The organism is Mycobacteroides franklinii, assembly GCF_002013895.1.
Taxonomy (GTDB): domain Bacteria; phylum Actinomycetota; class Actinomycetes; order Mycobacteriales; family Mycobacteriaceae; genus Mycobacterium; species Mycobacterium franklinii.
The window spans coordinates 1-24,376 of the sequence record NZ_MAFQ01000013.1 but is presented as its reverse complement, the minus strand read 5'-3'; the positions used below and the strand labels follow the sequence as shown (position 1 = coordinate 24,376).

The 24,376-nt window shown below is 65.7% G+C and carries 22 protein-coding genes and 1 pseudogene; 13 read left to right on the top strand and 10 right to left on the bottom strand.

What is annotated here, in order from left to right:
- Positions 1-2 precede the first annotated feature (2 nt).
- Complete coding sequence (locus B4393_RS20960) at positions 3-935, bottom strand: TauD/TfdA dioxygenase family protein (RefSeq protein ID WP_078335729.1); 933 nt, start codon at positions 933-935, stop codon at positions 3-5.
- Positions 936-1,006: 71 nt separating this feature from the next.
- Here B4393_RS20960 and B4393_RS20955 point away from each other — a divergent pair, with 71 nt between their 5' ends.
- Positions 1,007-1,567 carry a TetR/AcrR family transcriptional regulator gene (locus B4393_RS20955; protein WP_078282124.1) on the top strand — a complete coding sequence of 187 codons (561 nt, stop codon included), beginning with the start codon at positions 1,007-1,009 and terminating at the stop codon, positions 1,565-1,567.
- A 6-nt stretch (positions 1,568-1,573) separates the two neighbouring features.
- Here B4393_RS20955 and B4393_RS20950 read toward each other — a convergent pair whose 3' ends face one another.
- Positions 1,574-2,653: a DUF1254 domain-containing protein gene (locus B4393_RS20950; protein WP_236743204.1), complete on the bottom strand. Its 1,080-nt coding sequence runs from the start codon at positions 2,651-2,653 to the stop codon at positions 1,574-1,576.
- 42 nt (positions 2,654-2,695) lie between these two features.
- A complete protein-coding gene (locus B4393_RS20945; protein ID WP_078335807.1) occupies positions 2,696-3,130 on the bottom strand; it encodes a MarR family winged helix-turn-helix transcriptional regulator in 435 nt (144 codons plus the stop codon).
- A gap of 84 nt (positions 3,131-3,214) precedes the next feature.
- Here B4393_RS20945 and B4393_RS20940 point away from each other — a divergent pair.
- Both B4393_RS20940 and B4393_RS20935 read left to right on the top strand, forming a co-directional pair.
- Positions 3,215-3,731, top strand: a pseudogene (locus B4393_RS20940) (SDR family oxidoreductase); the annotation flags it as partial.
- Between the two features lie 26 nt (positions 3,732-3,757).
- Positions 3,758-4,594 carry a sulfurtransferase gene (locus tag B4393_RS20935; RefSeq protein WP_078335727.1) on the top strand — a complete coding sequence of 279 codons (837 nt, stop codon included), beginning with the start codon at positions 3,758-3,760 and terminating at the stop codon, positions 4,592-4,594.
- Here the strand turns inward: B4393_RS20935 and B4393_RS20930 are convergent.
- From B4393_RS20930 to B4393_RS20920, 3 genes are read right to left on the bottom strand one after another with little or no spacing between them, the layout of a single operon-like run.
- Positions 4,591-4,977, bottom strand: a complete 387-nt coding sequence (locus tag B4393_RS20930; RefSeq protein WP_078282137.1) for a DUF1304 domain-containing protein — start codon at positions 4,975-4,977, stop codon at positions 4,591-4,593. The two genes, B4393_RS20935 and B4393_RS20930, sit on opposite strands and share 4 nt — an antisense overlap.
- Positions 4,978-5,003: 26 nt before the next feature.
- Entirely contained in the window at positions 5,004-6,260 is a 1,257-nt protein-coding gene (locus tag B4393_RS20925) for an MFS transporter (protein WP_462021663.1), read from the bottom strand.
- Positions 6,253-6,891 (bottom strand): GntR family transcriptional regulator, encoded by a 639-nt coding sequence (locus B4393_RS20920; RefSeq protein WP_078335725.1) that lies wholly within the window; start codon positions 6,889-6,891, stop codon positions 6,253-6,255. Before B4393_RS20920 ends, B4393_RS20925 begins: the two co-directional genes overlap by 8 nt.
- A 277-nt stretch (positions 6,892-7,168) precedes the next feature.
- Between B4393_RS20920 and B4393_RS20915 the strand changes: the two genes are divergently transcribed.
- The 3 genes from B4393_RS20915 to B4393_RS20905 all read left to right on the top strand — a co-directional run bounded on the left by B4393_RS20915 (position 7,169) and on the right by B4393_RS20905 (position 10,664).
- Positions 7,169-8,314 carry an acyl-CoA dehydrogenase family protein gene (locus B4393_RS20915; protein ID WP_078335724.1) on the top strand — a complete coding sequence of 382 codons (1,146 nt, stop codon included), beginning with the start codon at positions 7,169-7,171 and terminating at the stop codon, positions 8,312-8,314.
- Positions 8,315-8,347: 33 nt separating this feature from the next.
- Positions 8,348-9,616 carry a lipase LipE gene (gene lipE, locus B4393_RS20910; RefSeq protein ID WP_078335723.1) on the top strand — a complete coding sequence of 423 codons (1,269 nt, stop codon included), beginning with the start codon at positions 8,348-8,350 and terminating at the stop codon, positions 9,614-9,616.
- 133 nt (positions 9,617-9,749) lie between these two features.
- Positions 9,750-10,664, top strand: a complete 915-nt coding sequence (locus B4393_RS20905) for an epimerase (protein WP_078335722.1) — start codon at positions 9,750-9,752, stop codon at positions 10,662-10,664.
- A gap of 21 nt (positions 10,665-10,685) precedes the next feature.
- On the opposite strand, the gene B4393_RS20900 is transcribed toward B4393_RS20905, so the two are convergent.
- Genes B4393_RS20900 through B4393_RS20890 form a run of 3 tightly spaced genes read right to left on the bottom strand, consistent with a single transcriptional unit; the run spans position 10,686 to position 13,979 of the window.
- Positions 10,686-12,089 (bottom strand): mycothione reductase, encoded by a 1,404-nt coding sequence (locus B4393_RS20900; RefSeq protein WP_078335721.1) that lies wholly within the window; start codon positions 12,087-12,089, stop codon positions 10,686-10,688.
- Positions 12,090-12,138: 49 nt separating this feature from the next.
- The gene (locus tag B4393_RS20895) at positions 12,139-13,326 is read right to left on the bottom strand and encodes a sensor histidine kinase (protein ID WP_078335720.1); all 1,188 of its coding nucleotides are present in this window, start codon (positions 13,324-13,326) and stop codon (positions 12,139-12,141) included.
- A gap of 5 nt (positions 13,327-13,331) precedes the next feature.
- The gene (locus tag B4393_RS20890; RefSeq protein WP_078335719.1) at positions 13,332-13,979 is read right to left on the bottom strand and encodes a response regulator; all 648 of its coding nucleotides are present in this window, start codon (positions 13,977-13,979) and stop codon (positions 13,332-13,334) included.
- Between the two features lie 174 nt (positions 13,980-14,153).
- On the opposite strand from B4393_RS20890, the gene B4393_RS20880 reads away from it, so the two are divergent.
- Together B4393_RS20880 and B4393_RS20875 are read left to right on the top strand one after the other, a co-directional pair.
- The gene (locus tag B4393_RS20880; RefSeq protein ID WP_078335718.1) at positions 14,154-14,468 is read left to right on the top strand and encodes a hypothetical protein; all 315 of its coding nucleotides are present in this window, start codon (positions 14,154-14,156) and stop codon (positions 14,466-14,468) included.
- A 205-nt stretch (positions 14,469-14,673) separates the two neighbouring features.
- Positions 14,674-15,894 (top strand): MinD/ParA family ATP-binding protein, encoded by a 1,221-nt coding sequence (locus B4393_RS20875; RefSeq protein ID WP_078335717.1) that lies wholly within the window; start codon positions 14,674-14,676, stop codon positions 15,892-15,894.
- On the opposite strand, the gene B4393_RS20870 is transcribed toward B4393_RS20875, so the two are convergent.
- Entirely contained in the window at positions 15,891-16,628 is a 738-nt protein-coding gene (locus B4393_RS20870; protein ID WP_078335716.1) for an SDR family oxidoreductase, read from the bottom strand. The genes B4393_RS20875 and B4393_RS20870 overlap by 4 nt on opposite strands.
- Positions 16,629-16,791: 163 nt before the next feature.
- On the opposite strand from B4393_RS20870, the gene B4393_RS20865 reads away from it, so the two are divergent.
- The 5 genes from B4393_RS20865 to B4393_RS20845 all read left to right on the top strand — a co-directional run bounded on the left by B4393_RS20865 (position 16,792) and on the right by B4393_RS20845 (position 24,308).
- Positions 16,792-18,216, top strand: a complete 1,425-nt coding sequence (locus B4393_RS20865; RefSeq protein WP_078335715.1) for a carotenoid oxygenase family protein — start codon at positions 16,792-16,794, stop codon at positions 18,214-18,216.
- 46 nt (positions 18,217-18,262) lie between these two features.
- Positions 18,263-22,168: an ATP-dependent RNA helicase HrpA gene (hrpA, locus tag B4393_RS20860; RefSeq protein ID WP_078335806.1), complete on the top strand. Its 3,906-nt coding sequence runs from the start codon at positions 18,263-18,265 to the stop codon at positions 22,166-22,168.
- A 95-nt stretch (positions 22,169-22,263) separates the two neighbouring features.
- Positions 22,264-23,148: a transcriptional regulator CynR gene (gene cynR / locus B4393_RS20855; RefSeq protein ID WP_070937631.1), complete on the top strand. Its 885-nt coding sequence runs from the start codon at positions 22,264-22,266 to the stop codon at positions 23,146-23,148.
- Between the two features lie 153 nt (positions 23,149-23,301).
- On the top strand, positions 23,302-23,772 hold the full coding sequence (gene cynS / locus B4393_RS20850; protein WP_078282149.1) for a cyanase: 471 nt from the start codon (positions 23,302-23,304) through the stop codon (positions 23,770-23,772).
- Between the two features lie 38 nt (positions 23,773-23,810).
- The gene (locus tag B4393_RS20845; RefSeq protein ID WP_078335714.1) at positions 23,811-24,308 is read left to right on the top strand and encodes a nucleoside deaminase; all 498 of its coding nucleotides are present in this window, start codon (positions 23,811-23,813) and stop codon (positions 24,306-24,308) included.
- The last annotated feature ends 68 nt before the right edge of the window (positions 24,309-24,376 follow it).

The window sequence follows — 24,376 nt, the reverse complement described above, 5'->3', positions numbered from 1 at the left end:
AACTATGCCACCAGCCGCTTTGGGTTGTCGATCACCGAGTAGTCGCTGGCGTCCCCGGCGATCACCCGGCTGCTCTCACCGTTGACGCCGACGGGGACGTCACCGGCAAGCGTGACGCGGTGCATGCGGCGCCGCTGGTCGCCGTAGTCGGAGATCGCGTAATGCTGGGTGGCGCGGTTGTCCCACATCGCGACGTCGCCAAGCTCCCAGCTCCATCGAATCGTGTTCTCCAGCCAGGTGATCCGATCCTGGAACATGCGGAACAACGCCTGCGACTCGCTGGCACTGACGTCCAGGATGCGCTTGACGAAGTTGCCCAGCAGCAGCGCCCTCTCGCCCGTCTCAGGGTGTACCCGCACCACCGGGTGGTGTGCCTCGAAATGCGTCGCGCCGAATTCGCGTACGTATTTCGATCCTGAGCCGGCCTTGGCCAGCAACTCCGCCACCTTGGCGGGATCTACTTGGGCGTAATCGAATTGGTTGTTGTGCATGGCCCAGAGGTTGTCGGCCAGCTCCTGCAGGGCCTTGGGCAACTGGCGGTAAGCCGCGACTGTCGAGGTCCAGGTGGTGGTTCCGCCATACGGCGGAAGCTCTACCGCCCGCAGGATGGAGGCCTTCGGAATCCGGTCCACGAAGGTCACGTCGGTGTGCCACTGATTGGCACGTCCGCCTTCCTCCGAGTCGAGTCGCATCACGCGCTCGCCATCGAATTTCAGCGTCGGGTGCGGCGAGGTCGGCACGCCCATGCATCGCGCGAACGCGAACTGGGTCTCGTCGTCCAGGTGGTGCTGGCCACGAAAGAAGACCACCTTGTGCTCCAGCATCGCCTCGTTGATGGCACGCGCGGTCTGGGCATCCACCTCACCGAGGCGCACTCCGTCGATACGGGCGCCGATGTTCTCGCCCAGCTTCACTACACGCAAATCGCTGCTCATTGACCCGTTCCTTCTGTCCGATATTCGATGTAGTCAACTGACTACACCCGGTCATCCGCTACTGTACACACATGACTACACCGGAGGCAACGGATACCCGTCCCGTCGGCAAGGAAGAAGTCGTCGAGGCCGTGCTGACCGCGGCCTCCGAGCTCTTCGCCGAGAAGGGGCCCACAGCGACATCGATCCGTGAGGTCGCCACCCGTGCGGGCGTGAATCACGGCCTGGTCCACCGCCACTTTGGGAGCAAGCGTCAGCTGCTGGCCGCCACCTTGCAGCACCTGGCCGACGCCGCGGCGGCTGTGCGCGAGGCGGGGGCACCCATCGAAGAACTCGAGGCCGCACACGACCTGCAACTACGCGTGATGGTTCGTTCCACCCTCGACGGTTTTCCCATCGAGGAACTCCAGGAACGCAAGCCGGGGATGGAATGGCTGCTGGAACAGATTCGCCCCGGTCACGCCGACGACCGCGAAGCGCGGCTCGCCGGCGCACACGCGATAGCGCTACAGCTTGGCTGGCGGCTGATGGGGCCCAGCCTGCGTGCGGGATTCGGCCTCGATGACATGTCCGACGCAGACATCAGATCCGAGGTCGACCGACAGATCGCAAAACTTGTCACACCGCAATAGGTTCGGCTACCCGACGGGCTGCGCCTCCGGGAACACCCACCGGCCGTCCAGAATCTGTGGCTGCGCGCGGTACAGCCTGACCACGTAGTTCCAGCCCGGTGTAATGGGCAGGCAATTCACCACGCCGTCGGCGCATCCCCCGAATTGCACGGCAGTGTTTCCGGCGGTGTCCCGCTGTGCGGTGATGTTGTTGAGCGAGTAGGCATTCCGGGCGTTCGGTGTGAAGTATCCGTCCTTGTTGTAGACGGTGACGGACCAGAATCCGTCCACCGGCACCTCCCCCACGGTGAGTCGGTACACCGTGGCGCCGTCATTCTTGGCGGGATTCACCGTGAGGTAGAGCGCATCCTTCTCGGGGTTCCCGCCCCAGGCCGACGCCGTGCCGATCAGGTGGCGCACGGGGTCGGTCGTATCCCTTGTTCCGAACATCGCCTTGGTATCGGGGACCGTCGCGGCCAGCGCCAACAGTCCGTCGCGCACCTTCTTCTGACTTACGCTGTCCCACTTGGGGACAGCGAAGCTTCCCCGATGCTCTTGCCGCGCCGAGACACCGTCCTGCAGGGTATGGACCTGCGCGAGGTCCGCCGGATCGCCCGGGTTGACCAGGGTGCGCACCGCGGCTGCGAGGTATCGGGTACCCGCCTGCTCTTTGGTGATCGTGTGCTCGCCCTTGCCGTAGAAGACATCCGGCACGTAGTGGTCTTCGGTGATGAGCTGCAGCGACATGAACCGCCGCCCCGGGTCAGGCATCGAGACAGTGACCGGTCCCGCATCGAGGTCGAACACCGCCGAGGAATAGAGCGTGTCACGGTTCTGTCGGATGACCAGCTGCTTATCCAGCGGCGACAATTCGCGGATGTGATGGAAGGCGCCGAAACCGCCATCCTTCACGATGTTCCCGAAGTACAGGTCGGTCTCCGCCCGCACGAAGTTGTCCGGGGTGACGATGATCGCTCCGTCGACTGTACGTCGGTCGGGGATCTGCGGGCTCGCGGTGCTGGAGGGAACCACGGGTGACGGCGGCGCGGAGCACCCCACGAGCATTGCCGATGCTCCAAGAACCGCACATGCCGCGAGCCTCTTCATGGCCCCGAAACTACTCCCCGGTGTTCCCGCCGAACGGACTGTTCAGCAGGTGGTCGCATCCTCACCCGTGATATCACGCAAGGTTTGGAAGAAGTCGCGGCGTTGCTGCGCCGAGATACCCGACAGCAGAAGCTCTTCGGCGCCCCTAGCCAACACATCTGCCTGCTTGAGCAAGGCGGCGCCGGACCGGCTCAACTGCGCCGGACGTGCGCGACCCGAGTCCACCGTGTCCGGCCGGGACACCAAACCGGCGTCCTGCAGCGCCTGTAGAACGGTGTTCATCGATTGCGGGGTCACGTCGATCGCGCGGGCCAGATCCGCGTTGGACCAGCCCGGGTTTTTGAACAGCACCCGCATGCAGACGTACTGGGGGAATGGCAGATTCAGCGGTGCCAGCGCCGCCGCAATCTCGGATCGCAAGGCCGCCGACACGCGATGCATCAACGCGCCGAGCGGCTGCCATTCCTGCTCATCCATATCAGTGATGTTGACACAGTTGCCGTCGTCCCGCTGAGCGGCCCGGGCCAACCCGCAAACTCGAGGAACTCGTGCTGGCGACATCCCGACTCGACCTCGAGAACGGTGCCCGCCACCAGTACCGATCTCGACAAGACCGCGGAGTTGATCGAGTCGGCCGGGTGCCGGGTCATCACGGGCGTGGTGGACCTGCGCGATCTGCGGGATACGGAGACCTTCCGCAACGATGCCGTCACTGAGTTCAGCGGTCTCGATATCGTGTGCGCCGCCGCGGGCATCACGTCGAGCGGCACGGTGTTGGATATGCCCGAAAGTGACTGGCAGACAATGCTTGACGTCAACTTGACGGGTGTTTGGCATACCATCTGCGTGGCCACGCCGCGCTTGACCGCCCGGTCGGCGGCGCCATGGTGCTGGTCAGTTCCACTAGCTATCGCGCTTGCGCCACACAAGATTCAGGTCAACACGGTGCACCCCCACCAACATCGATACCCCGACGATCCAGCACGAGCACGTTCGCGGAATGTTCCTGGCCTCGGATGAGGCGCGGTACATCACGTCGGTGAGCCTTCCCGTCGACGCGGGCAGCACGCAGCGATAGCACCGAGCAGCGGTACCGTCTGGGGTATGGACGTGCTCATCTCGGCCACCGAACTCGCTGAACGGCTCTCCGAAGTCCGGCTGCTGGACGTGCGGTGGACCGTCCTGGCGCCCGACGGCCACCCGGCCTATCGGCAAGGGCACCTGCCCGGTGCGGTGTTCGTCGATCTCGATGCGGACCTTGCCGATCACTCCGCCACCGGCCGGGGCCGTCATCCGCTGCCGGCGCCGGAGGCTTTTCAGGCCAGCGCCCGCCGCTGGGGCCTACACGACGGTGATGCCGTGGTCGTCTACGACGATTGGAATGGGCAAGCGGCCTCGCGCGCCTGGTGGCTGCTGCGCGCGGCCGGGGTCTCCGACGTTCGGATTCTGGATGGTGGGTGGGCTGCCTGGCAGCGATCCGGTGGACCAGTCGAGACGGGAGAGGTTGTCCCCGCACCCGGTGATATCACCATCGCCGCACTCGACGGCCTCGCCTCCGTCGACGCCAATGCTGTTGCCGAACACGCTGATTCACCGGACAACCTGGTCTTCGACGCCCGCGCCGCGGCGCGCTATCGCGGCGACGAGGAGCCCCTGGACCCACGTGCCGGACACATCCCCGGGGCCGTTTCCGCTCCTACCGCCGAGAACCTGACCCCGGAGGGCACCTTCCGCCCGGCAGCCGAGTTACGCCAACGCTTCGACAAGCTGGGCGCGGGCAGCGCCCCCGTCACGGTGTACTGCGGTTCGGGTGTCACCGCGACGCATCAGATCGCCGCGCTGGCCATCGCCGGATACGACGCGACGCTGTACCCGGGCTCCTGGTCCGAGTGGTCGAGCGACCCGCAACGCCCCGTCGCGACGGGGCCGGATCCGGGTTAGAGCAGTCCGACTGCCACAGCGATGATTCCCAACAGGGGCGGCACCAACTGCTTCAGCGCGGCCGATGCCTTATCCGGCGAGGAGATCAGCAACACCAGCCCCGCGGCGACCATCGACCCGGCGCCGGTGAACACCAGCGTCGCACCCACCGAGGTGCAGCCTCGCACCCACAGCACCGTGCCCACGGCGATGGCGATGGCCAGAAACAGGTTGTAGAAACCCTGATTGAAGGCCAGTGGCTTGGTGATCTCGGCTTCCTCGGCGGTGCGGACACCGAACACCTTCCGGGTCTTCTCGCTGGTCCACGCGATCGACTCCAGATAGAAGATGTACACGTGGATGAGCGCGGCGATTCCCGTGAGTACCAGCCCTGCGATGATCATGCTGCGAAAGCCTAATCGCGGTCCGGCTACCGCAACACCGGCTCGCGCGTTTCTTCGGCCGGTGCCACCTCGGCGTCGTGCTCCTCACCGATATCGGTACGCGAGTTCATCGCCAGCACCACCAAGCACATCGTCGCCAGTATCGCGCCGCCGGCCAGCAGCACCGGATGCGTCAGTACCGGTATCGCGTTGCTGAGCATCGTCAGCATCATCGGCACCCCGAAGCCCAGGTACGTCAGCCCGTAGAAAACGGCGGTCAGCCCCGCCAGGTCCGTCGGCCCGGCGATCCGGTTGACCTCCTGCAGCCCGCTGACCAGGGCTGTTCCATACCCGGCACCCAGGACCAGCGCGGCGATCAGGACCAGCGGAATCGTGAGCTGATGGGCAGCGACGGCGGCCAACGCCATCCCCACAGCGACCAGGACCAACCCGATGATGCCGAGCCGCGCGGTGCCCGCCCGATCGAGTCTGGGCGCCACCATCTGCGCGGCGAAACCACAGCCCAGGCAGACCAAGCAGCACAGCGCGGAGAATGCGATGCGCTCACCCGGAAGCGTCGGCGCGATCAGGGTCGGCAGCACCGCGTACGCCACCGCAGCCGATCCGAACACCCACGGCGCCAAGGGCATCACGACGAACAGGAAGCGCCGGCGGCGCGCGGCCGGAATTTTAAGGTCGTCGATCAGCCGTCCCGGTGCACGCTGGGCGGCCGATTCCGGCACCGAGAGTGCCAGCACCGCACCGGGAATCGTGATCACGATGTTGACCAGGAAGGCCAGGTGCTGCGGCCAGGGTCCCCACTGTGCCAACGCCCCGGCCACGGCCGCACCGAGTGCGAATCCGGCCGTCAGGCTCATCGCCCCACGCCGTGCGCCGGCACCGAGACGATCGAACGGCGGCGCCGACAGCTCCTTGACCCACGAGCTGCCCGCGGCCATGGCCAGGCCCAGCGCGATGCCGGACAGCACGCGGCCGGTGAACAAAAGCGCGAAATGCTGTGCGCCCAGGGCGAGCACCAGCGACCCGGCCATCGAGATGAACGGGGCGGGCAGCATCACCGCGCGGCGGCCGTAACGATCCGAGAGCGGCCCGCCCAGGAACAGCGCCGGGATGATGCCCAGCACGTAGGCGAACAGCAGGGTGTCCACGGAGGCAGCAGACTGACCGGCTTGCCGGTACATCACCAGCAGTGGCGTGAATTCATTACCACCCCAAGCGATTCCGAACATTGCGAGGCCCACGCGCTGCCAAGGTGCCAAACGCGGCAGCAGCCGGCTAGTCAATTTCCGTCACCACTTTCATGTGCTCGACCAGTTCGATGCTGAAGCGGGGCGCATCGCCTGCCGCCAGCGCGTCCACCAGCGCACGGTGCCCGGCGACCGACCGCGCGACCCGCACCGGATCCACTCCGATGGCCGCGGCGGACATGCGGCGCTGACGCTCGCGCAGGCTGTCGTAGAAGTTCTCCAACAGCGGGTTGCCCAACTTGGCCACAATCGCGCGGTGGAAGTCCACGTCGGCCGCGGCGAAGCCGGCGGCATCGCCCTGTGCGGCGCGTCCCAATTGCACGTCGATGAGTGCCGAGAGGTCAGACAGCAGCGCCTGGGACGCACCCCGCTCGGCAATACGTGCCGCCGCAGCCCCCTCGATGACCCGGCGCGCGTCGACCACATGCCGGCGCTCTTCGGGAGTGATGGGTACCACCAGAGCCCCCCGCTTGGGATAGAGCCGCAGCCAACCTTCGGTTTCGAGCCGCAGGAACGCCTCGCGCACCGGGGTGCGACTGCACCCCATCCGCGCCGAGATCTCCCCTTCGCTCAGCAGCTCCCCGCCCGGGATGTCGCCGTTGAGGATGCTCTCCTTGACGGAGCGGTACGCCTCTTCACTTGCGGAGACGGTCACCGTGCGAATCATAGACACAAGATGTATCTAAGCTGACGCTCGGCTGCCGTCGCAAGCTGAAAGACGCACCTCACAGGGTGTTCAGCGTCACGTCAGGGTCGGGGCGGATGTAAGACTGTGCCCGCCTCTACGCGACAAAGACCCTGAAGACCGATGCTCACCGCCCAGCTGTCGCATAGACGCGGGCAACTGAGCCATGGTTCTCCACACGCGGCGGCGGCCGGCAGCCTCCCGGTTCCCACCCCGATCACCCCGGCAGGCGGATTTAGACGCGTGCTTCGATAACACCATGCAACGGACCATCTACACCGAGGACCACGAGGCATTCCGCGACTCCGTGAAGGCGTTTGTGCAGCGCCACGTCGACCCGCGTGCCGAGACGTTCATCGAGCAGCGCTACATCGACCGCGAACTCTGGGAAGAGGCCGGCAAGCAGGGCTACCTGGGGCTCGACGTGCCCGAGGCGTACGGCGGCAGCAGCGCCGGGGACTACCGCTACAACGCGGTTCTACAGGAAGAGCTGGCCCGGTCCAGCGCTGCGCTGGCCTCCTCGATGTCCATCCATTTCGACATCGTGGCCCCCTATCTGGTCGAGCTGACCACCGACGAGCAGAAGCAACGCTGGCTGCCCAAGTTCTGCAGCGGCGAGCTGATCACCGCGATCGGCATGACCGAGCCCTCTGGCGGCTCCGATCTGGCTGCCCTCAAGACGACCGCAGTCAAGGACGGTGACGACTGGGTCATCAACGGGTCCAAGACGTTCATCACCAACGGCGCACGAGCCGATCTCGTCGTCGTCGCCGCGCGCACCGCACCGGAGCTGAAGGCCAAGGGCATCACCCTATTCGCGGTCGAGGAGGGCATGCCCGGGTTCGAGCGCGGCCGCAAGCTCGACAAGGTGGGCCAGCCCGAGGCCGATACCGCAGAGCTGTTCTTCACCGACGTCCGGGTACCCGCCGAAAACGTCATCGGCGAGGTCAACCACGGATTCATCTCGATGATGCAGCGCCTCCCCCAGGAGCGGATGGGCTGCGCCGTCGCCAACATCGCGCACGCGGCGGGCGTGCTCGAGGAGACCATCGAATACGCCAAGGAGCGCAAGGCCTTCGGCCAGCAGATCGGTAGCCTGCAATACAACAAGTTCCTCATCGCCGAACTCGTCACCAAGCTCGAAGCGGCACAGGTGTACGTCGACCAGGCCGTGCTGGCACACAGCAAGCGCGAGCTCACCGCCATCGACGCCGCCAAGACCAAGTGGTGGTCCTCGCAGGTGCAGAACGAGGTCATCGACGCCTGCGTGCAGCTGCACGGCGGCTACGGGTACATGAAGGAGTACCGGGTCGCGCGGGCCTGGATGGATGCCCGTGTCACCAAGATCTGGGCGGGCTCCAACGAGATCATGAAGGAGCTCATCGGCCGCGACCTGGGCTTCTGAGAACGCTCAGGTGGGTCGGGTAGGAAGGAATCCATGACCGTCAGCGACGAAGCCGAACGAGCCGGCCGTATTCACGTTCCGGCCGACCTGGACTCGGTGACGAATATCGGCAGCGGCGATCAGGCCGAGGACCACTCCGAGATCGATCCGGCCGCCGTCGAGCGAATCTGGCAAGCCGCGCGGTACTGGTACCAGGCGGGTATGCACCCGGCGATCCAGGTATGTCTGCGGCACAAGGGCAAGGTGATCCTCAACCGTGCCATCGGGCACGGTTGGGGCAACGCGCCCACCGATTCCGCCGATGCCGAGAAGATCCTCGTCACCACCAATACACCGTTCTGCGTGTACTCGGCCGCCAAGGCCATCTCGACAACGGTGGTTCATCTGCTGGTCGAACGCGGCGCGCTATCACTGGATGATCGGGTCTGCGAGTACCTGCCCACCTTCACCAGCCGCGGCAAAGACCGGATCACCATCCGGCACGTGATGACGCACAGCGCGGGCATCCCGATACCCACCGGCCCGCGGCCCGATGTCACCCGGATGGATGACAGCGAGTACACCCGCGAGCAGCTCGGGCAGCTGCGCCCGCTGTACCGGCCCGGTCTGGTGCACATGTATCACGCGTTGACCTGGGGCCCGCTGGTGCGCGAAATCGTGCTGGGCGCCACCGGCAAGGGCATCCGGGACATTCTTGCCACGGAAATCCTTGACCCCCTTGGGTTCCGGTGGACCAACTACGGCGTGGCGCCGGAGGACGTACCGCTGGTGGCGCCGAGCCATCCCACCGGTAAGCCGCTGCCCGCTCCCATGCGCGCGGCCTTCCGCACGGTGGTCGGCGGCACCATGCACGAGATCATCCCGATGTCGAATCAGCCGTTCTTCCTCACCGGCGTGGTGCCCTCATCCAACACCGTCTCCACCGCCAACGAGCTGTCCCGGTTTGCCGAGATCCTGTGCCGCGGTGGCGAACTCGATGGGGTACGGGTCATGTCACCCGAGACGATCCGTGCCGCGGCCGCACCCGCACGGCGCCTGCGCCCCGATATGGCGACCGGCGGCATGCCGATGCGTTGGGGGACGGGATACATGTTGGGCTCCAAGCGGTTCGGTCCATTCGGCCGCAACTCCCCCGCTGCGTTCGGACACACCGGCCTGGTCGACATCGCCGTGTGGGCCGACCCCGCGCGAGCCCTGTCGGTGGGCGTGGTCAGCAGCGGTAAGCCGGGTAACCACAAGGAAGCCAAGCGGTATCCGGCCCTGCTGGACCTGATCGCCGCCGAGGTGCCACTCGTCGGCTGACCGGGCGCGCGATGAGTGAGCCACACCACCCGTGAGCTAGATCTCCCTTGCCGTTGCTCCAACGGCCGCCGGCGCATACTCCAGACAGCGAGTTCCAGCGCCGGAACTTGTTGAAGGGCAGGTGACTATCGTCATGAAGGTTGTCATTGCAGGCGGTAGTGGAGCGCTCGGCCGCCGTATCACCACCGACCTGAGCGGTCGTGGTCACGAGGTGGTGGTTCTTACCCGGCGCGTCAACCCGGACCTGCCCATTCGCCAGGTCCAGTGGGACGGCGAAAGGGTCGGTGCATGGGCCGCCGAACTTGACGGCCCCGACACCGCGTTGATCAATCTGGCGGGCAAGCTGGTCGACTGTCGCCCCACATCGCGCAACATCAAGGCGCTGACCGACAGCCGAGTGTTACCCACCCGCGCGCTGGTAGCAGCCAGCCAACAGCTGAAACAGCCACTTACCCATTGGGTTCAAGCCAGCACCACCGCCATCTGGTCCGATGCCGGCGAACAGCACTGTACCGAAAGCACCGGCCTGCCAGTACCGGGGCTGCCGCAGATGACCGGTGTGGCCAAGCCGTGGGAGCAGGCGTTCGACGGAGCCAACACCGCCCATCGCATGATTTTGCGAACCTCGATCGTGCTCGACCCCGACTCCGTGGCACTCTCCCGCCTGGTCACGCTCACCAAGTTCGGACTGGGCGGCCGGGTCGGTAACGGTAGGCAATGGTTCTCGTGGATTCATGTGGCGGACTGGCTTTCGCTCGTCCGCGCCGGGCTGGGGGTAGAGCCCGGGGTCACGATTCCCGACGGGATCGTGGTCGCAGCCACCGATCGCCCGGTACGCAACGCCGAACTCATGGCCGCGCTCCGCGGGAAACTGCGCCGGGCCGGGCCGCCCACCCCGGCGTTTCTGCTCAAGATCGGTGCGGTCATGTTGCGCACCGATCCCGCTCTTGGGCTTACCGGGCGCCATGCCACATCAGAAGTACTGTCCGGCAACAATTTTCATTTTCGCTTCCCCACCTTGGACGAAGCACTCACCGACCTGCTATAGCGCGGTGCTGCCGAAAAGACGCTAAAGCTCCAGCCCAAGCAGGGCGTTCTCGACCAGCTCGGGCAGCGCCGGATGGATCCAGTACTGTCCGCGCGCCATCTCGCGTACCGGGATGGAGAAGCTCATCGCGGTGATCAACGACTGGATGAGCGCCGACGCCTGGTAGCCGACGATGTGCGCACCCACCAGCAGTCCTGTCGAGCGATCGGCGATCAGCTTGCACAGACCCTCGGTGTCCTCCATGGCCCATCCATAGGCGATGTCGCCGTAGGTCTGCACCTTGACCGCGATGTCGATTCCGCGTTGACGCGCCTGCTCCTCCGAGAGTCCCACCGACGCCACCTGTGGACGGGTGAACACCGCACCCGGCACGAACCGGTGATCGCTGGCCGTGGTCGGTGAGTCCCATCCGGAAAGCAGATTCGCCTGCACCACACGGGCTTCATGGTTGGCCACATGCTTGAGCAGGTAGTGCGAACTCACATCACCGAGCGCGTAGATGCCCCGTACCGGTGTGCGTTGGTACTGATCCACTGGGACGCGGCCGTTGTCGTCGAGCGTCAATCCCGCCGCCGCGACCTCCAGTTGATCACCGTTGGGCGTGCGTCCGGTCGCGACCAGCAGCACATCACCGGTCACCGTCGATCCATCGCTGAGGTCCACTTCGACACCGCCGCCACCGATCTCACAGAGGTCGACCACCTCGGTGTTCAGCCGGACATCCCACCGCGCCGACACGATATCGGTGAAACGCTGCGCGATGGTCTCATCCTGAGCGCGCAGCAGCCGCGGCCCGCGCGCAATGACCGTGACCGCCGCACCCAAACCACTGAACACATGCGCGAACTCGGCGGCAATGAAGCCGCTACCCACAATCACCACGCGCCCCGGCAGCTCCGGCAACCGCATGATGTCGTCATTGGTATGGAACGGCACGCCACTGTCAGCGATCAGCGGCGGGATGAACGGACGTGAGCCCGCCGCGATCACCAGCTGCCGCGCCTGCAGGATCGTCCCGTCGGCCAGTTGCACACGATGCACCGGATCGCCCTCGGCATCGGTCTCCGGCGCGATGAACCGCGCTTCCTGCTGAAACACGGTGATGTTCGGGCAGTCCTCAACGCGGTAGCGCAATCCGGCCGCCGCAATGGCATCGATCCGGCCGAACACCCGGTCCCGGATATCGGCCCAACGGGTTCCACTCACCGAGCTGTCCACACCCAGCCGGGCGCCGTCACGCGCCTCGTCAGCCAGATCCGCCGGATAGACGAACATCTTGGTGGGTATACAGCCGACATTCAGGCAGGTGCCGCCGTAGGCGCCCCCGTACACGCCGCGATCGACAATGGCGATCTTCTGATCCGCAAACCGGTCGTCCGGCAAGGAGTTTGCACTGCCGGAGCCGATGATGACGAGGTCGTACATCTGTTCTCCCTCTCGTGAAGGCGGGGCCCGTGATGCCGAGCGGCCTCCCCTACGCTGCCATATCAACAGGCACGGTGACGGAGACCCTGGTGCCCGTACCGGGCGCCGAGTCGATCGCGACCTCTCCACCAGCGGCCTCGATGGGAACCGTCAGCGAGGCCAGCCCGATATGCCCGTCGGCGACCGAGATCACGAGATCGCGTGGATCGAAGCCCCTGCCGTCGTCCGCGACGACCAGGGTCAGGTGGTCCCCGTCTCGGGTGAGCTCAACCCGAATGCTGGAGGCACGGCCGTGTTTCACCGCGTTGGTCAACAGTTCCTTGGCCGCGCGGTATACCAGCGGTTGCACCGGGGGGCTGCCCACATCGTCCAGCTGGGTGATGACGTCGACGGTGCCCCGTGCCGCATGTTGTCGTCCGAGCTCCCGGATTGCCGCTGTCAATCCCAGCTCGGCCAGCACCTGCGGATGCAGTGAGGACACCGCCCCACGTAACTCGCCGGCGGTCTCGCGCAGCGACGAGTGCACGGCCTGCAGCACCGGATCCGGCTGGCGTTCAAGTACTTCCTCGATCTGCAGACGCGCCGCCAGCAGGTCTTGCAGCGGCCCGTCGTGTAGCCGCTCGGCCACCTCACGGTTATGACGTTCATCGGCGCGCATCGCCTCCACGATCAGCTGCTCCCGGGTGTGCAGCAACTGGCCCACGCGCTCGGAGCGACGTTTGAGGACAAAGCACATACCGGTGGTGAAGACGGTCAGCCACAGCAGCGCCGCCCAGGTGACGTACTCGTCACCGGGAATACTGTCCCAGTTGCCGTCGGCGATGTAGTACACCAGAATCCCGAAATACGCTACGGCCGTGATGGTTCCGAGGACAGCCGTCACCACTGGCCGTTCCTGGAACGCCACCGAGACCGGCAGCAGGAAGAACACCGGGAGCAGCTCGGTATTGCCGGCCCCGGATGCCAGGCAGAGCATCACCACGGCGGCGATGTCCACCGTCGTGGCTGCGGGAGCCACCCAATCGGGAACCTGGCCCCGCACCGCGATCGCCACCCACACGACAGCCGACGCCGTGTACACGGCCAGCACCCCGTAGTACACGCCGGTGTGCCACATTTTGATGTTCGGGTCCGAGCCCAGCAGCACGATCAACCCGATCAGCGGCAGCCGAAGCCAGGCCGATACCCGCATGGGTTCGGCGGCAAAGTAGTCGGCGATCCTGTCCAGCCGGCTCATCGCCGCTATTCCAGCAGTCCGCGCCGCATGGCCTCCGCCACCGCCGCCGCACGGTCGCCGACGCCGAGTTTCTCGTACAACCGCTGCACATGGGTCTTCACCGTGGACGGGGCCAGGAACAGCTCCTTGGCCATGGCCGGCACGGTCTGCCCGGCGGCGATCATCCTGAGCACCTCACGTTCGCGTGCGCTGAGCGACGGGCCCGCGGGTTGCGCACGCTTACGAATCTCGCCGGCCAGCCCTGCCGTCAGGCTGGCCGTCACCACATCGCGGCCCCGCGCGCAGTCCAGCACCGCACTGACCAGCTCGGCACGAGTGGATTCCTTCGACAGGAATCCGGCTGCCCCCTCCTCCAACGCGCGATACACGATCGCCGCGTCATCGTGCGCTGAGAGCAGCAGCACCCGGGTGGGCAGTTCGTCGCGGCGCACGGCGGCCGCGACCTGGGTGCCGTCCAGCTCCGGCATGCGGTAGTCCACCAGCGCGACATCGGGCAGGTGCTCCCTGATCAGTTCCAGCGCTCCGGAACCGTTCTCGGCCTCCGCCACCACCGTGATCTGGCCGCTGCTGGTGAGCGCGCGCACCACGCCCTCACGAAAGAGCGGGTGATCGTCACCGACGACCACCCGCACGAGTTCGCCGCTCACCTGCATGAACGCAAGCTTGGCACGCCAAATCGGCACGTGTCCCCCAATTGGGGGACACCAGGATCATCCCCCCTATCCGCCAGTCGCCCGACAGACTTTCCCGCCCGGCAGCCGCATCGTTGAAGTATCACCAAGAACCCCGGTGAATGAACTTAAAGTCCCACGGGCACAGGAGAAATCATGAAGAAGTACATCATCGCCGGAACCGCCGCCGCCGCTCTCGCACTGGCCCCTCTCGGCTTCGCCCTCGGGACCGCAGCCGCGCAGTCCGACGGCTCCAACGCCCAGCAGACCGTCAGGGAATTGCAGTCCCAGGGCTACAACGTGATCGTCAGCAAGACCGGATCCAAGGCCCTCAGCCAGTGCACCGCCAGCAGCGTCCGTCCCGGGCAGACCACCGTCCGGTCCGACTACGGCCTGCCGAGCAACAAGCGTCCGGGCGTCTTCACCACCACCACAACCACCAAGACCATGTACGTCGACGTGGCCTGCTGATAGGCAGGCCGTAGTAGCTGATATCAGGTGCGCACCAACCTCATCCCATTTGATGCCGATTCAGACACGGGTGGGTAACGGCCCTCGCCAACCGCGCGACGCACATACGAGACTTCGTATGCGACGGGTCTCTTGCTGCCCGCGATGCAAGACGAAACTGTCGGAGCGCTGGGGCCAAACGGCTTCTGGTGGAGGAGGAGATTCCGTGAGTGCGCCCAACGATTCCTCGGCGGACGGCTCCGAGGACGAGATCCTCGACCGGACCGGTCCCATCGTCCCCATCAGGCTGGGCGCGCACGCCAAACGGCAACGCGCTGAAGCCGCCGCACAACAACACCAACCGCAGCAGCCGCCTCAGCAAGACCCCCCGCCGTCTCAACTGCCGCCCCGCGGACCCCTGTCCATCGTCAATGCCGTACCGCCCCATGACCCGCTTGTGGATCCCCTACCCGCCATGGGCGACGCGCTGGGGGCCCAACTGCGGTCGGAAATCCTGCCCTCGCCGCGTCGGCCTGCGTCCGTTGGTTGGCGTAAGTGGGTGTACCGCGGAAGCTTTGGCGTCATCAATCCGGGCGAATCCCGAGAGGAGGCCGAGCTTCGAGAGCTCACGGCCGTGGTGCGCAGCCCCTGGCGGGGTATCCACTCACTGGCAGTGCTGGGCGGCAACGGTGGCGTCGGCAAGACGATGATGACCGCCGCACTCGGGTCCGTGCTGTCCGAACTGCGCCGCAAGGACATGGTGCTGGCCACCGACGCCGATCCGGGCCAATCGGCCAATCTGGCCTCGTGGATCGACCCGTCGGCGTCGTCCACGTTCGCTGATGTGGTGGCACAGAACGAGCCGGAACGCAACTTCGATCTGCGCTTCTTCGTCGGACAGAACTCCGAGACCGGTCTGGATGTGCTTGCCGCTAATTCACATTCGGTGCGTCCCCGCGGAGAACTCAACGCCGAGATCTACACCGAGGCGCACAACCGCTTGCAACGCCTCTACAGCCTGCTCATCACCGACACCGGTGTGGACTTCTGGCATCCGGTGATGCCGGGTGTGCTGCGGTGCGCCAACGGTGTGGTGCTGGTGGCGGCCGCCACCCCGGTCGGTGCCGAGGGTGCGGTCCGCGCGATCGAATGGATGATCTCCGAGGGCTACGACTACCTGATCCCGCGAATGGTGGTGGTGATCAACCACGTTCGCGGCTACGACAACCGTGAGGACCGCAGGAACTCCGAACGCCTGGTGGCGGCGATGGTCGCCCGCTTCCACCGCTGGATCTCGCCCAACCACATCGTGGCCGTCCCGTACGACCCGCATATCGCGACGGCGGGCCCGCTGGATATCCAACAGCTGCAACCGGAGACCTGGCATGGACTGGTCACCGCGGCGGCCTCGGTCTCGGCCGGCCTGGCCAGCGCCTGGAGCGTCTAACGCAGCGCGTAGCCCCCGTCGGTGTACAGCGTCGAACTGGTCGTGCCGGTGTTCAGCAGCAAGTACACGGCGGCTTGAGCCACTTCATCTTCCGTGACGGGTCGGCTCAGGGTGGCCGCTGCGGCAATGTGCTCGAAAGCCTGCCGACGCACCTCGGGCGCCCGCCGGTTCCATAGGTGCCCATCGACCGTGCCGGGGGAGAGCGCATTGACCCGCACGGGTGCGAGTTCATGGGCAAGCCCGCGAGCCAGGCCTTCGATGGCCGCGTTCGCGGCGACATAGGCCGGCGCGTTTCCGGCGGGCCGGACACTGGCCGCTCCCGACATCAACACCACTGAGCCATCGGCGGCAAGCTTCGGCAAGGCCGACTTCACCACTCGGTACTGACCCCAAAACTTCGACTCAAATGGCGTGGCCGCTTCCTCGACGGACAGCTCCGCGATCGAACCGGTCACATAGGTCGCGGCGGTGGTGAACAGCCCATGGACCACCTCGATCTGGGCGAAGAACTCGTCGATGCTCGTCTGCCGCGACGTATCCACCGGATGCCAACGCGCCCTGTCCCCCAGCTCGTGCGCGGCCGCCTGCAGGGTCGCCGCGGTGCGCCCGCCCAGCACGACGTCCCCGCCCGCCGAGGTCACCAACCGCGCCACACTCAGACCGATGCCGGTACCCCCACCGATCAGGACGACGGTGCGATCGGTAAAGGCGGTTGCCGACAAGAACCCTGTCACGTGGGCGAAGCTACCCCCGGGACCGGAAAAGACCGCGCCTTCGACGCTCGCCGATCCGAATCGCTATTGACTTCCGCTCAGACCTACAGCAACAATCAAGCAATATCTGCGAACAATTGTGTGCAGATAGATCGACTCCGTTCCTCAGCCCAAGGAGCTCGCGATGACCCTTGCCGACAGCCGTGTGGCCGATGCCCTCAAGATGTACCTCCCTGCGCAGGAGACCCCCGGTGAGACTGTTCTACCGCTGACCGGCTCGGTACCGCGGGAGCTCCACGGCACCCTCTACCGGAACGGCCCTGCCGACTGGGACCATGGCGGTTTCCGGGCAGCCCACCCATTCGACGGCGACGGACTGATGGTGAAGTTCACCATCACCGACGGCGAGGTCCGTTTTCGCTCACGCTTCGTCGATACTCCGAAGCGACGCAAGGAAACACGCGGCCGGGGTGCGCACATCCGCGGCGTGTATACCCAGGCAAAACACCTGTGGGACAACGCCGGACGACCGCCGGCCGACACCGCGAACACGCATGCCGTCGTCCACGCAGACCGGCTACTGGCGCTCAGCGACGCCGGCCGCCCCTGGGAGATCGACCCTGGCGACCTGAGCACCATCGGGCCCTGCACATTCGACGGCCGGCTGCCCCGGCTCTCTCGGTTCTCACCTCACCCACGCATCGATCCGGACACCGGCGAGCTGTTCAATTTCGGGCTGGACGTATCGCCGTCTATCGAGGGGCGCGCCGTCGCATGCCTTCGGTGTTTCCGGGTCGACCCGAACGGGCGACTCACCCAGATCGCCAAAGTGCCCACCGATCACATCTACATTCAGCACGACTTTGCCATCACCCCAACATATTTGGTGTTCGCCCTGGCACCCATCACTATCGATCCTCTTGGTGCCGCATGGGCGGGCATGGGCTTCACCGCGTTGGGTGACAGTGCCGATTACCGGCCAGAGCAGGGGATGAAGATCATCCTGGTCCCACGCGACGGAGGCCCGCACCGCACCATCGAATGTGACCCCTTGGTCTATGTCCACGTCGACAATGCCTTCGAGGACCGCGGGGACGTGGTGCTGGACATCGTCCGCCATCACGACTTCGACTTCCTCACCGCCGGATTGAAGCAATTCCGTACCCAGGCGCCCACCCTCGGCTGGCCGACACGGCTGCGGGTCACTCGCGGTGGGTGTGTGAACATCACCGACTACCCGACGGCACCTGCAGAATTCCCTACTCACGACGAACGGCGCACCGGCCGCGAACACCGCTACACCTACCTGTCCGCCCAAAGCCAAGCCGACGAGACCGCGATCGTAAAGCTCGACCGCACCAACGACACCCAACGTCACCACACCTTCGCACCCGGTCTCGTCGCAGGCGAGCCCCTGTTCGTTCCGAAGCGGAACTCCGCGGACGAAGACGAGGGCTGGATACTCGCCGTCGTCTACAACAGCGGTGAACACCGGACAGAACTGCACATTCTTGACGCCAGCACCATCGAAGACCCTGCTCTGGCCATCGCGGTGCTACCGGGCCATCACTTTCCCGGGTTCCATGGCAGCTTCACCGAGAGAATCTAGAGGCGACCTTTCGGCGTCACCCCCTATCCTTGCGTGAGTGTCCGATTTGTCGGGGGTGTCCCGCGCCCAGTTACGCGCCCGTCTGGACGCTCTCACCATTCGTGACGCATCTCGGCTGGGACGTCGCCTGAAGAATCAACGTGACACAAATCCCGACGCACTGACAAAACTCGCTGAGCAGATCACCGCGGCCGAGGCCCTCGTCGCGACACGGACCGCGGCGGTTCCGACGATCACGTATCCGGACCTGCCGGTCAGCGCGCACCGCGAAGAACTCGCCCGGGCGATCTCCGCGCATCAGGTCGTGGTCGTCGCGGGCGCGACGGGTTCGGGAAAGACCACACAGCTGCCCAAAATCTGCCTGGAGCTGGGGCGCGGAATTCGCGGCACCGTCGGCCACACCCAACCACGCCGGCTCGCGGCACGCACCGTCGCCGAACGCATCGCCGAAGAGCTCGGCACGCCGCTCGGCGAAACCGTCGGGTACACGGTCAGATTCACCGATCAGGCCAGCGACCGCACCCTCGTCAAGCTGATGACCGACGGCATCCTGCTGGCGGAGATCCAGCGGGACCGGCGGCTGCTGCGATACGACACGCTCATCCTCGACGAGGCACACGAGCGCAGCCTCAACATCGACTTCCTGCTCGGCTATCTGCGCGAGCTGTTACCGCGGCGGCCCGATCTGAAGGTCATCGTTACATCGGCCACCATTGAGCCGCAGCGTTTTTCGGCACACTTCGGCGATGCGCCCATCGTCGAGGTCTCGGGCCGAACCTACCCGGTTGAGATCCGGTATCGGCCGCTGGAAGTCCCCGTGTCCGGCAGCTCCGGCGCGCGTGCCGAAGACGAGCCGGACGACCCCGATCATGAGATTGTCCGAACCGAAATACGTGACCAGACCGAGGCCATCGCCGACGCGGTACGCGAGCTGGAAAGCGAGCCGCCCGGGGACGTGCTGGTGTTCCTGTCCGGTGAGCGTGAGATCCGCGATACCTCAGAAGCACTGCGGGACATTCTCCGCGCTGGTACCGAGGTACTTCCGTTATACGCCCGGCTGCCAACTGCCGAGCAGCACAAGGTTTTTCAGCCGCACACCGGCAGGCGTGTGGTATTGGCCACCAACGTCGCCGAGACGTCACTGACGGTGCCTGGCATCCGGTACGTCGTCGACCCCGGCACCGCACGCATTTCGCGTTACAGCCGACGCACCAAGGTGCAGCGCCTGCCCATCGAACCCATCTCCCAGGCATCGGCCGCCCAGCGGTCGGGCCGATCAGGGCGGACCGCACCCGGTATCTGCATCCGGCTGTACTCCGAGCAGGACTTCGAGGCCCGGCCCCGCTACACCGATCCGGAGATTCTGCGCACCAACCTTGCCGCCGTCATCCTGCAAATGGCGGCGCTGCAGCTGGGCGATATCGAGAACTTCCCATTTCTGGATCCGCCCGACAAGCGCAGTGTGCGCGACGGCGTACAGCTGCTGCAGGAGCTGGGCGCATTCGGCGCCGACGGCGCCATCACCGAGCTAGGGCGACGCCTGGCGCGGCTGCCCCTGGACCCGCGCATCGGACGGATGATCCTGCAGGCAGACGCCGAGGGGTGCGTCGGAGAGGTCCTGGTGCTCGCCGCGGCCCTGTCGATTCCCGACCCGCGGGAGCGCCCGGCAGACCGAGAGGAGGCCGCGCGCCAGAAGCACGCCCGGTTCGCCGACGACCATTCCGATTTCATTGCCTATCTGAATCTTTGGCGGTACATCCAGGACCAGCGCAGCCAGCTCTCCGGCAGTGCCTTTCGGCGCATGTGCCGCGAGGAGTTCCTGCACTACCTTCGCATCCGGGAGTGGCAGGACCTGGTGGGTCAATTGCGCAGCATCGCGCGCGACCTCGGTATCCGGGAGTCGGGGGAGAGCGCCGATCCTGCGCTCGTCCATGCCGCGCTCATCGCTGGTCTGCTCTCCCACATCGGATTACGCGAGGGCGATACCCGTGACTACTCCGGAGCGCGCAATACCAAGTTCGTCCTGGCTCCCGGTTCGGTGCTCACCAAGAAGCCACCGCGCTGGGTTGTCGTCGCCGATCTGGTGGAGACCAGTCGGCTGTTCGGCCGGATCGCCGCGCGCGTCGAGCCGCAATCGGTAGAACGTATCGCGGGAGATCTGGTGCAGCGCACGTATAGCGAGCCGCACTGGGATGCCGAGCGCGGAGCCGTCATGGCCTTCGAGCGAGTGACCCTCTACGGATTGCCGCTCGTGCCGCGCCGGCGGGTCGGTTACGCACAGGTCGATCCCGAGCTGGCACGCGAGTTGTTCATCCGGCATGCCCTCGTGGAGGGGGACTGGCAGAGCAAGCATCACTTTTTGCGTGACAATGCACGGCTGCTGCAGGAGCTGTCCGAGCTGGAGGACAAGGCCCGCCGGCGCGATCTGTTGGTGGGAGACGACGAGATCTACGCCCTCTACGCGGCGCGCATCCCGGAAGATGCGGTGTCGGCACGGCATTTTGACGCCTGGTGGCGCAAGCAGCGGCATCAGACACCGGAGCTGTTGACGTTCACCCGCGATGATCTGCTGCGCACCGAGGACGCTGCCGCGGATATGCCCGACACCTGGCGCTCGGGTGATGTCGCGCTCCCGGTGAGTTATCGATTCGAACCGGGAGCGGCCGACGACGGTGTGTCCGTGCACATTCCGGTGGAAGTTCTCGCCCGACTGGGTGGTGATGAATTCGCCTGGCATGTACCGGCTTTACGTGAAGAGCTGATTACCGCGCTGATCCGGTCACTGCCCAAGGACCTGCGCCGCAACTTCGTTCCCGCCCCCGACACGGCGCGTGCGGTGCTGGCGAACCTCCAGCCCGGAGCCGAGCCGCTGGTGTATGCCCTGGGCCAGGAACTGCATCGACTCACCGGCATTCGCGTGCCCACCGATGCATTCGATCTGGACAAGGTGCCCCCGCATCTGCGCGTCACCTTCGTCGTCGAATCCGCCGATGGCGCGGAGGTCGCGCGCGACAAGAATCTTGATGCGCTGCAGCAGCGGCTCGCGGGTTCCACCCGTCAGGCCGTGGCCGCCGCGGTGGCGGGGGAGTGGGAGCGCAGCGGGCTGCGCGGCTGGCCCGAGGACCTCGCCGAATTGCCGAGCACCATAGAGCAAGTCAGCGGCGGGCACACCGTTCGCGGATACCCGGCATTGGTGGACGCGGGCGCCTCCGTCGATATCCACGTGTTCGCCACCGCCGCCGAGCAGCGGACCGCCATGGCCGCCGGCACCCGGCGTCTACTGCGGCTGTCGATTCCCTCGCCCATGAAAACCGTAGAGCGGGGTCTCGATCCACGCTCCCGGCTGCTGCTCTCGTCAAATCCGGACGGCTCGCTATCGGCGCTGCTCGAGGACTGCGCCGATGCAGCCACCGATCTGCTGGCACCCGCACCGGTCTGGACCCGCATGGAGTTCGCCGCCCTACGGGACCGCGCCGCGCAGAGTCTGGCGGCGACCGCCCTAGACATCGTGCGCCGCGCCGAGAAAGTGGTGACCGCCTGGAGCGAGGTACAGGTGGCGTTGCCCACCAAAGCGCCTGCGGCACAGTCCGATGCCGTCGCCGATATGCGCGATCAGCTCGACAGGCTGCTGGAGACAGGGTTCGTCGCGGCGACGGGGGCGGCACGGCTGACGGATCTGGCACGTTACGTCACCGCCATCGGCAAGCGGCTGGAACGCCTGCCTCAAGGTGTCGAAGCCGACCGCGAACGGATGCAACGCGTACACACCGTCGAGGACGCCTACGACGATCTGTTGCGCGATCTGCCCGCCGGGCGGGCCGACGATCCCGATGTCCGCGATATCGCGTGGTTCATCGAGGAGCTACGGGTCAGCCTGTGGGCTCAACAGCTCGGTACCCCGCGGGCGGTCAGCGAGCAGCGAATCCTCAAGGCCATCAACGCTGCTCGCTGACCACGCAGCACATTGTCCGGGAATCGCCCGGCGTTCGGACTATGGTGGTCGCCCACCACGATTGGTACGGCCTATGGCGACCTATAGTGGCGTCGGTGGAGCTGCGCCATATTCGATACCTGCTCGCGGTGGCCGATCATGCGAATTTCACCCGCGCGGCCGAGTCCCTGCATATTTCCCAGCCGACGCTGTCGCAGCAGATCAAGCAGCTCGAACGCACGCTCGGGGTCATCCTGCTCGACCGCTCCGGCCGCACGGTCCGGTTGACCGACGCCGGCGAGGCGTACGCACAGCACGCCCGCCTGGCCCTGCGCGACTTGGATGCCGGCGAACGTGCCGTCCACGACGTACAGGACCTATCACGCGGGCATCTGCGCATCGCGATGACACCGACCTTTACCACGTATTTCATTGGCCCACTGGTGCATCGATTTCGCACCGCGCACCCGGGCATCACGCTTACCGTGCGGGAAAGCACCCAGGAACGCATCGAAGCCGACCTGCTGGCCGATCGGCTGGATCTCGGCATCGCCTTCGCGGGTGCGCATCCCGTGGGCATCGATCACCGTGCACTGTTCACGGAGACGCTCCGACTGGTGGTCGGCTCGGATCACCCCTTGGCGGCACGACGCGGATCGCTACCCGTACGCCAGCTCTCTCGTGAGGCGCTGGGTCTGCTCAGCCCGGACTTCGCGACGCGACAGGACATCGACGCCTACTTCGCCGGCCTTGGGGTCGCACCTCACATTGCCGTCGAGGCCAATTCGATCAGCGCGCTGCTGGAATTCGTGCGGCGCGGCTCCCTGGCCACGGTGCTTCCCGATGCGATCGCGCATGAGCACGCCGATCTGCACCTGGTGCCGCTGTCACCGCCGCTGCCCACCCGAACTGTGGAGTTGTTGCGCCGCAACACCGCCTATCACTCGGCGGCGGCGCGCGCGTTCGCGGAGGTCGTTCGTGTGGCCGCCCAAGAGCATTGAAGTTCAACCACTATTCACTAGACCAATCGTCGTTATTGAATACAAGTATTGGACTCTATAGCGCCAGGTAGCGCACTCTGGAATTGCCGACGGGCACCCGCGTCCACACCGGACTCGCCGCCTACGTCCCGCCCCCGAGAGGAATGACGCACCATGGTCCACGCGCAATTCGATCCCACCAGCCGCGAGGAATTGGCCATCGCAGCAGTTGAAGCCAAGATCGCCAAGGACCTCAGCTGGCAGCAGATCGCCGACGCCGCCGGATACTCGCCCGCCTTCGTCACCGCCGCCGTACTCGGTCAGCACCCCCTGCCGAAACAGGCCGCCGAAGCCGTCGCCGACCTCCTCGGCCTCGGCGGCGACGCGGCGGCCGCGTTACAGACCATTCCCACCCGTGGCTCGATTCCCGGCGGGGTGCCCACCGATCCGACGATCTACCGTTTCTACGAGATGCTCCAGGTGTACGGCACCACCCTCAAGGCACTGATCCACGAGCAGTTCGGAGACGGCATCATCAGTGCCATCAACTTCAAGCTCGACGTGCAGAAGGTTCCCGATCCCGATGGTGGACACCGCGCGGTCATCACCCTGGATGGCAAGTACCTGCCGACCGTGCCGTTCTGATCGTGCCCCAATCTTCAACTACCCCATAAGGAACCCCGATGGACTTCGCACAACGAACCATTGACCTCGCGCGCCGCAACGTCGACGAGGGTGGACGCCCGTTCGCCACGGTCATCGTGAAAGACGGCGCGATCCTCGCCGAAAGCCCGAACAAGGTTGCGCAGACCAACGACCCCACCGCACATGCGGAGATCCTGGCCATCCGGGACGCCTGCACCACGCTGGGCACCGAGCATCTGGCCGGAAGCACCATCTACATCCTGGCCCTGCCGTGCCCCATGTGCCTGGGGGCGCTCTACTACTGCTCACCCGACGAAGTCGTCTTCCTGACCACCAGGGATGCCTATGAACCGCACTATGTTGACGATCGAAAGTACTTCGAGCTCAACACCTTCTACGGCGAGTTCGGCAAGCCGTGGGACCAGCGGCGGCTACCCATGCGTCATGAATCACACGATGATGCCGTGGACGTCTACCGCTTATGGCAGGAACGCAACGGCGGCAACCGGCGCGTCGCCGGAGCACTCACCGCTTGAGGGTCACTCAATACATAAGGGCCAGAGACCTTTAGAGTCCCTGGCCCTTATGTATTGAAACGCTAGTA

Coding starts and splice junctions, on each gene's coding strand:
- B4393_RS20900 (WP_078335721.1), bottom strand. CDS start 12,089: ATGTACGACCTCGTCATCATCGGCTCCGGCAGTGCAAACTCCTTGCCG.
- B4393_RS20935 (WP_078335727.1), top strand. CDS start 3,758: ATGGACGTGCTCATCTCGGCCACCGAACTCGCTGAACGGCTCTCCGAA.
- B4393_RS20905 (WP_078335722.1), top strand. CDS start 9,750: ATGAAGGTTGTCATTGCAGGCGGTAGTGGAGCGCTCGGCCGCCGTATC.
- B4393_RS20960 (WP_078335729.1), bottom strand. CDS start 935: ATGAGCAGCGATTTGCGTGTAGTGAAGCTGGGCGAGAACATCGGCGCC.
- B4393_RS20865 (WP_078335715.1), top strand. CDS start 16,792: ATGACCCTTGCCGACAGCCGTGTGGCCGATGCCCTCAAGATGTACCTC.
- B4393_RS20955 (WP_078282124.1), top strand. CDS start 1,007: ATGACTACACCGGAGGCAACGGATACCCGTCCCGTCGGCAAGGAAGAA.
- B4393_RS20930 (WP_078282137.1), bottom strand. CDS start 4,977: ATGATCATCGCAGGGCTGGTACTCACGGGAATCGCCGCGCTCATCCAC.
- B4393_RS20895 (WP_078335720.1), bottom strand. CDS start 13,326: ATGAGCCGGCTGGACAGGATCGCCGACTACTTTGCCGCCGAACCCATG.
- B4393_RS20890 (WP_078335719.1), bottom strand. CDS start 13,979: ATGCAGGTGAGCGGCGAACTCGTGCGGGTGGTCGTCGGTGACGATCAC.
- lipE (WP_078335723.1), top strand. CDS start 8,348: ATGACCGTCAGCGACGAAGCCGAACGAGCCGGCCGTATTCACGTTCCG.
- B4393_RS20945 (WP_078335807.1), bottom strand. CDS start 3,130: ATGGATGAGCAGGAATGGCAGCCGCTCGGCGCGTTGATGCATCGCGTG.
- B4393_RS20920 (WP_078335725.1), bottom strand. CDS start 6,891: ATGATTCGCACGGTGACCGTCTCCGCAAGTGAAGAGGCGTACCGCTCC.
- B4393_RS20915 (WP_078335724.1), top strand. CDS start 7,169: ATGCAACGGACCATCTACACCGAGGACCACGAGGCATTCCGCGACTCC.
- cynS (WP_078282149.1), top strand. CDS start 23,302: ATGGTCCACGCGCAATTCGATCCCACCAGCCGCGAGGAATTGGCCATC.
- B4393_RS20880 (WP_078335718.1), top strand. CDS start 14,154: ATGAAGAAGTACATCATCGCCGGAACCGCCGCCGCCGCTCTCGCACTG.
- B4393_RS20845 (WP_078335714.1), top strand. CDS start 23,811: ATGGACTTCGCACAACGAACCATTGACCTCGCGCGCCGCAACGTCGAC.
- B4393_RS20950 (WP_236743204.1), bottom strand. CDS start 2,653: ATGAAGAGGCTCGCGGCATGTGCGGTTCTTGGAGCATCGGCAATGCTC.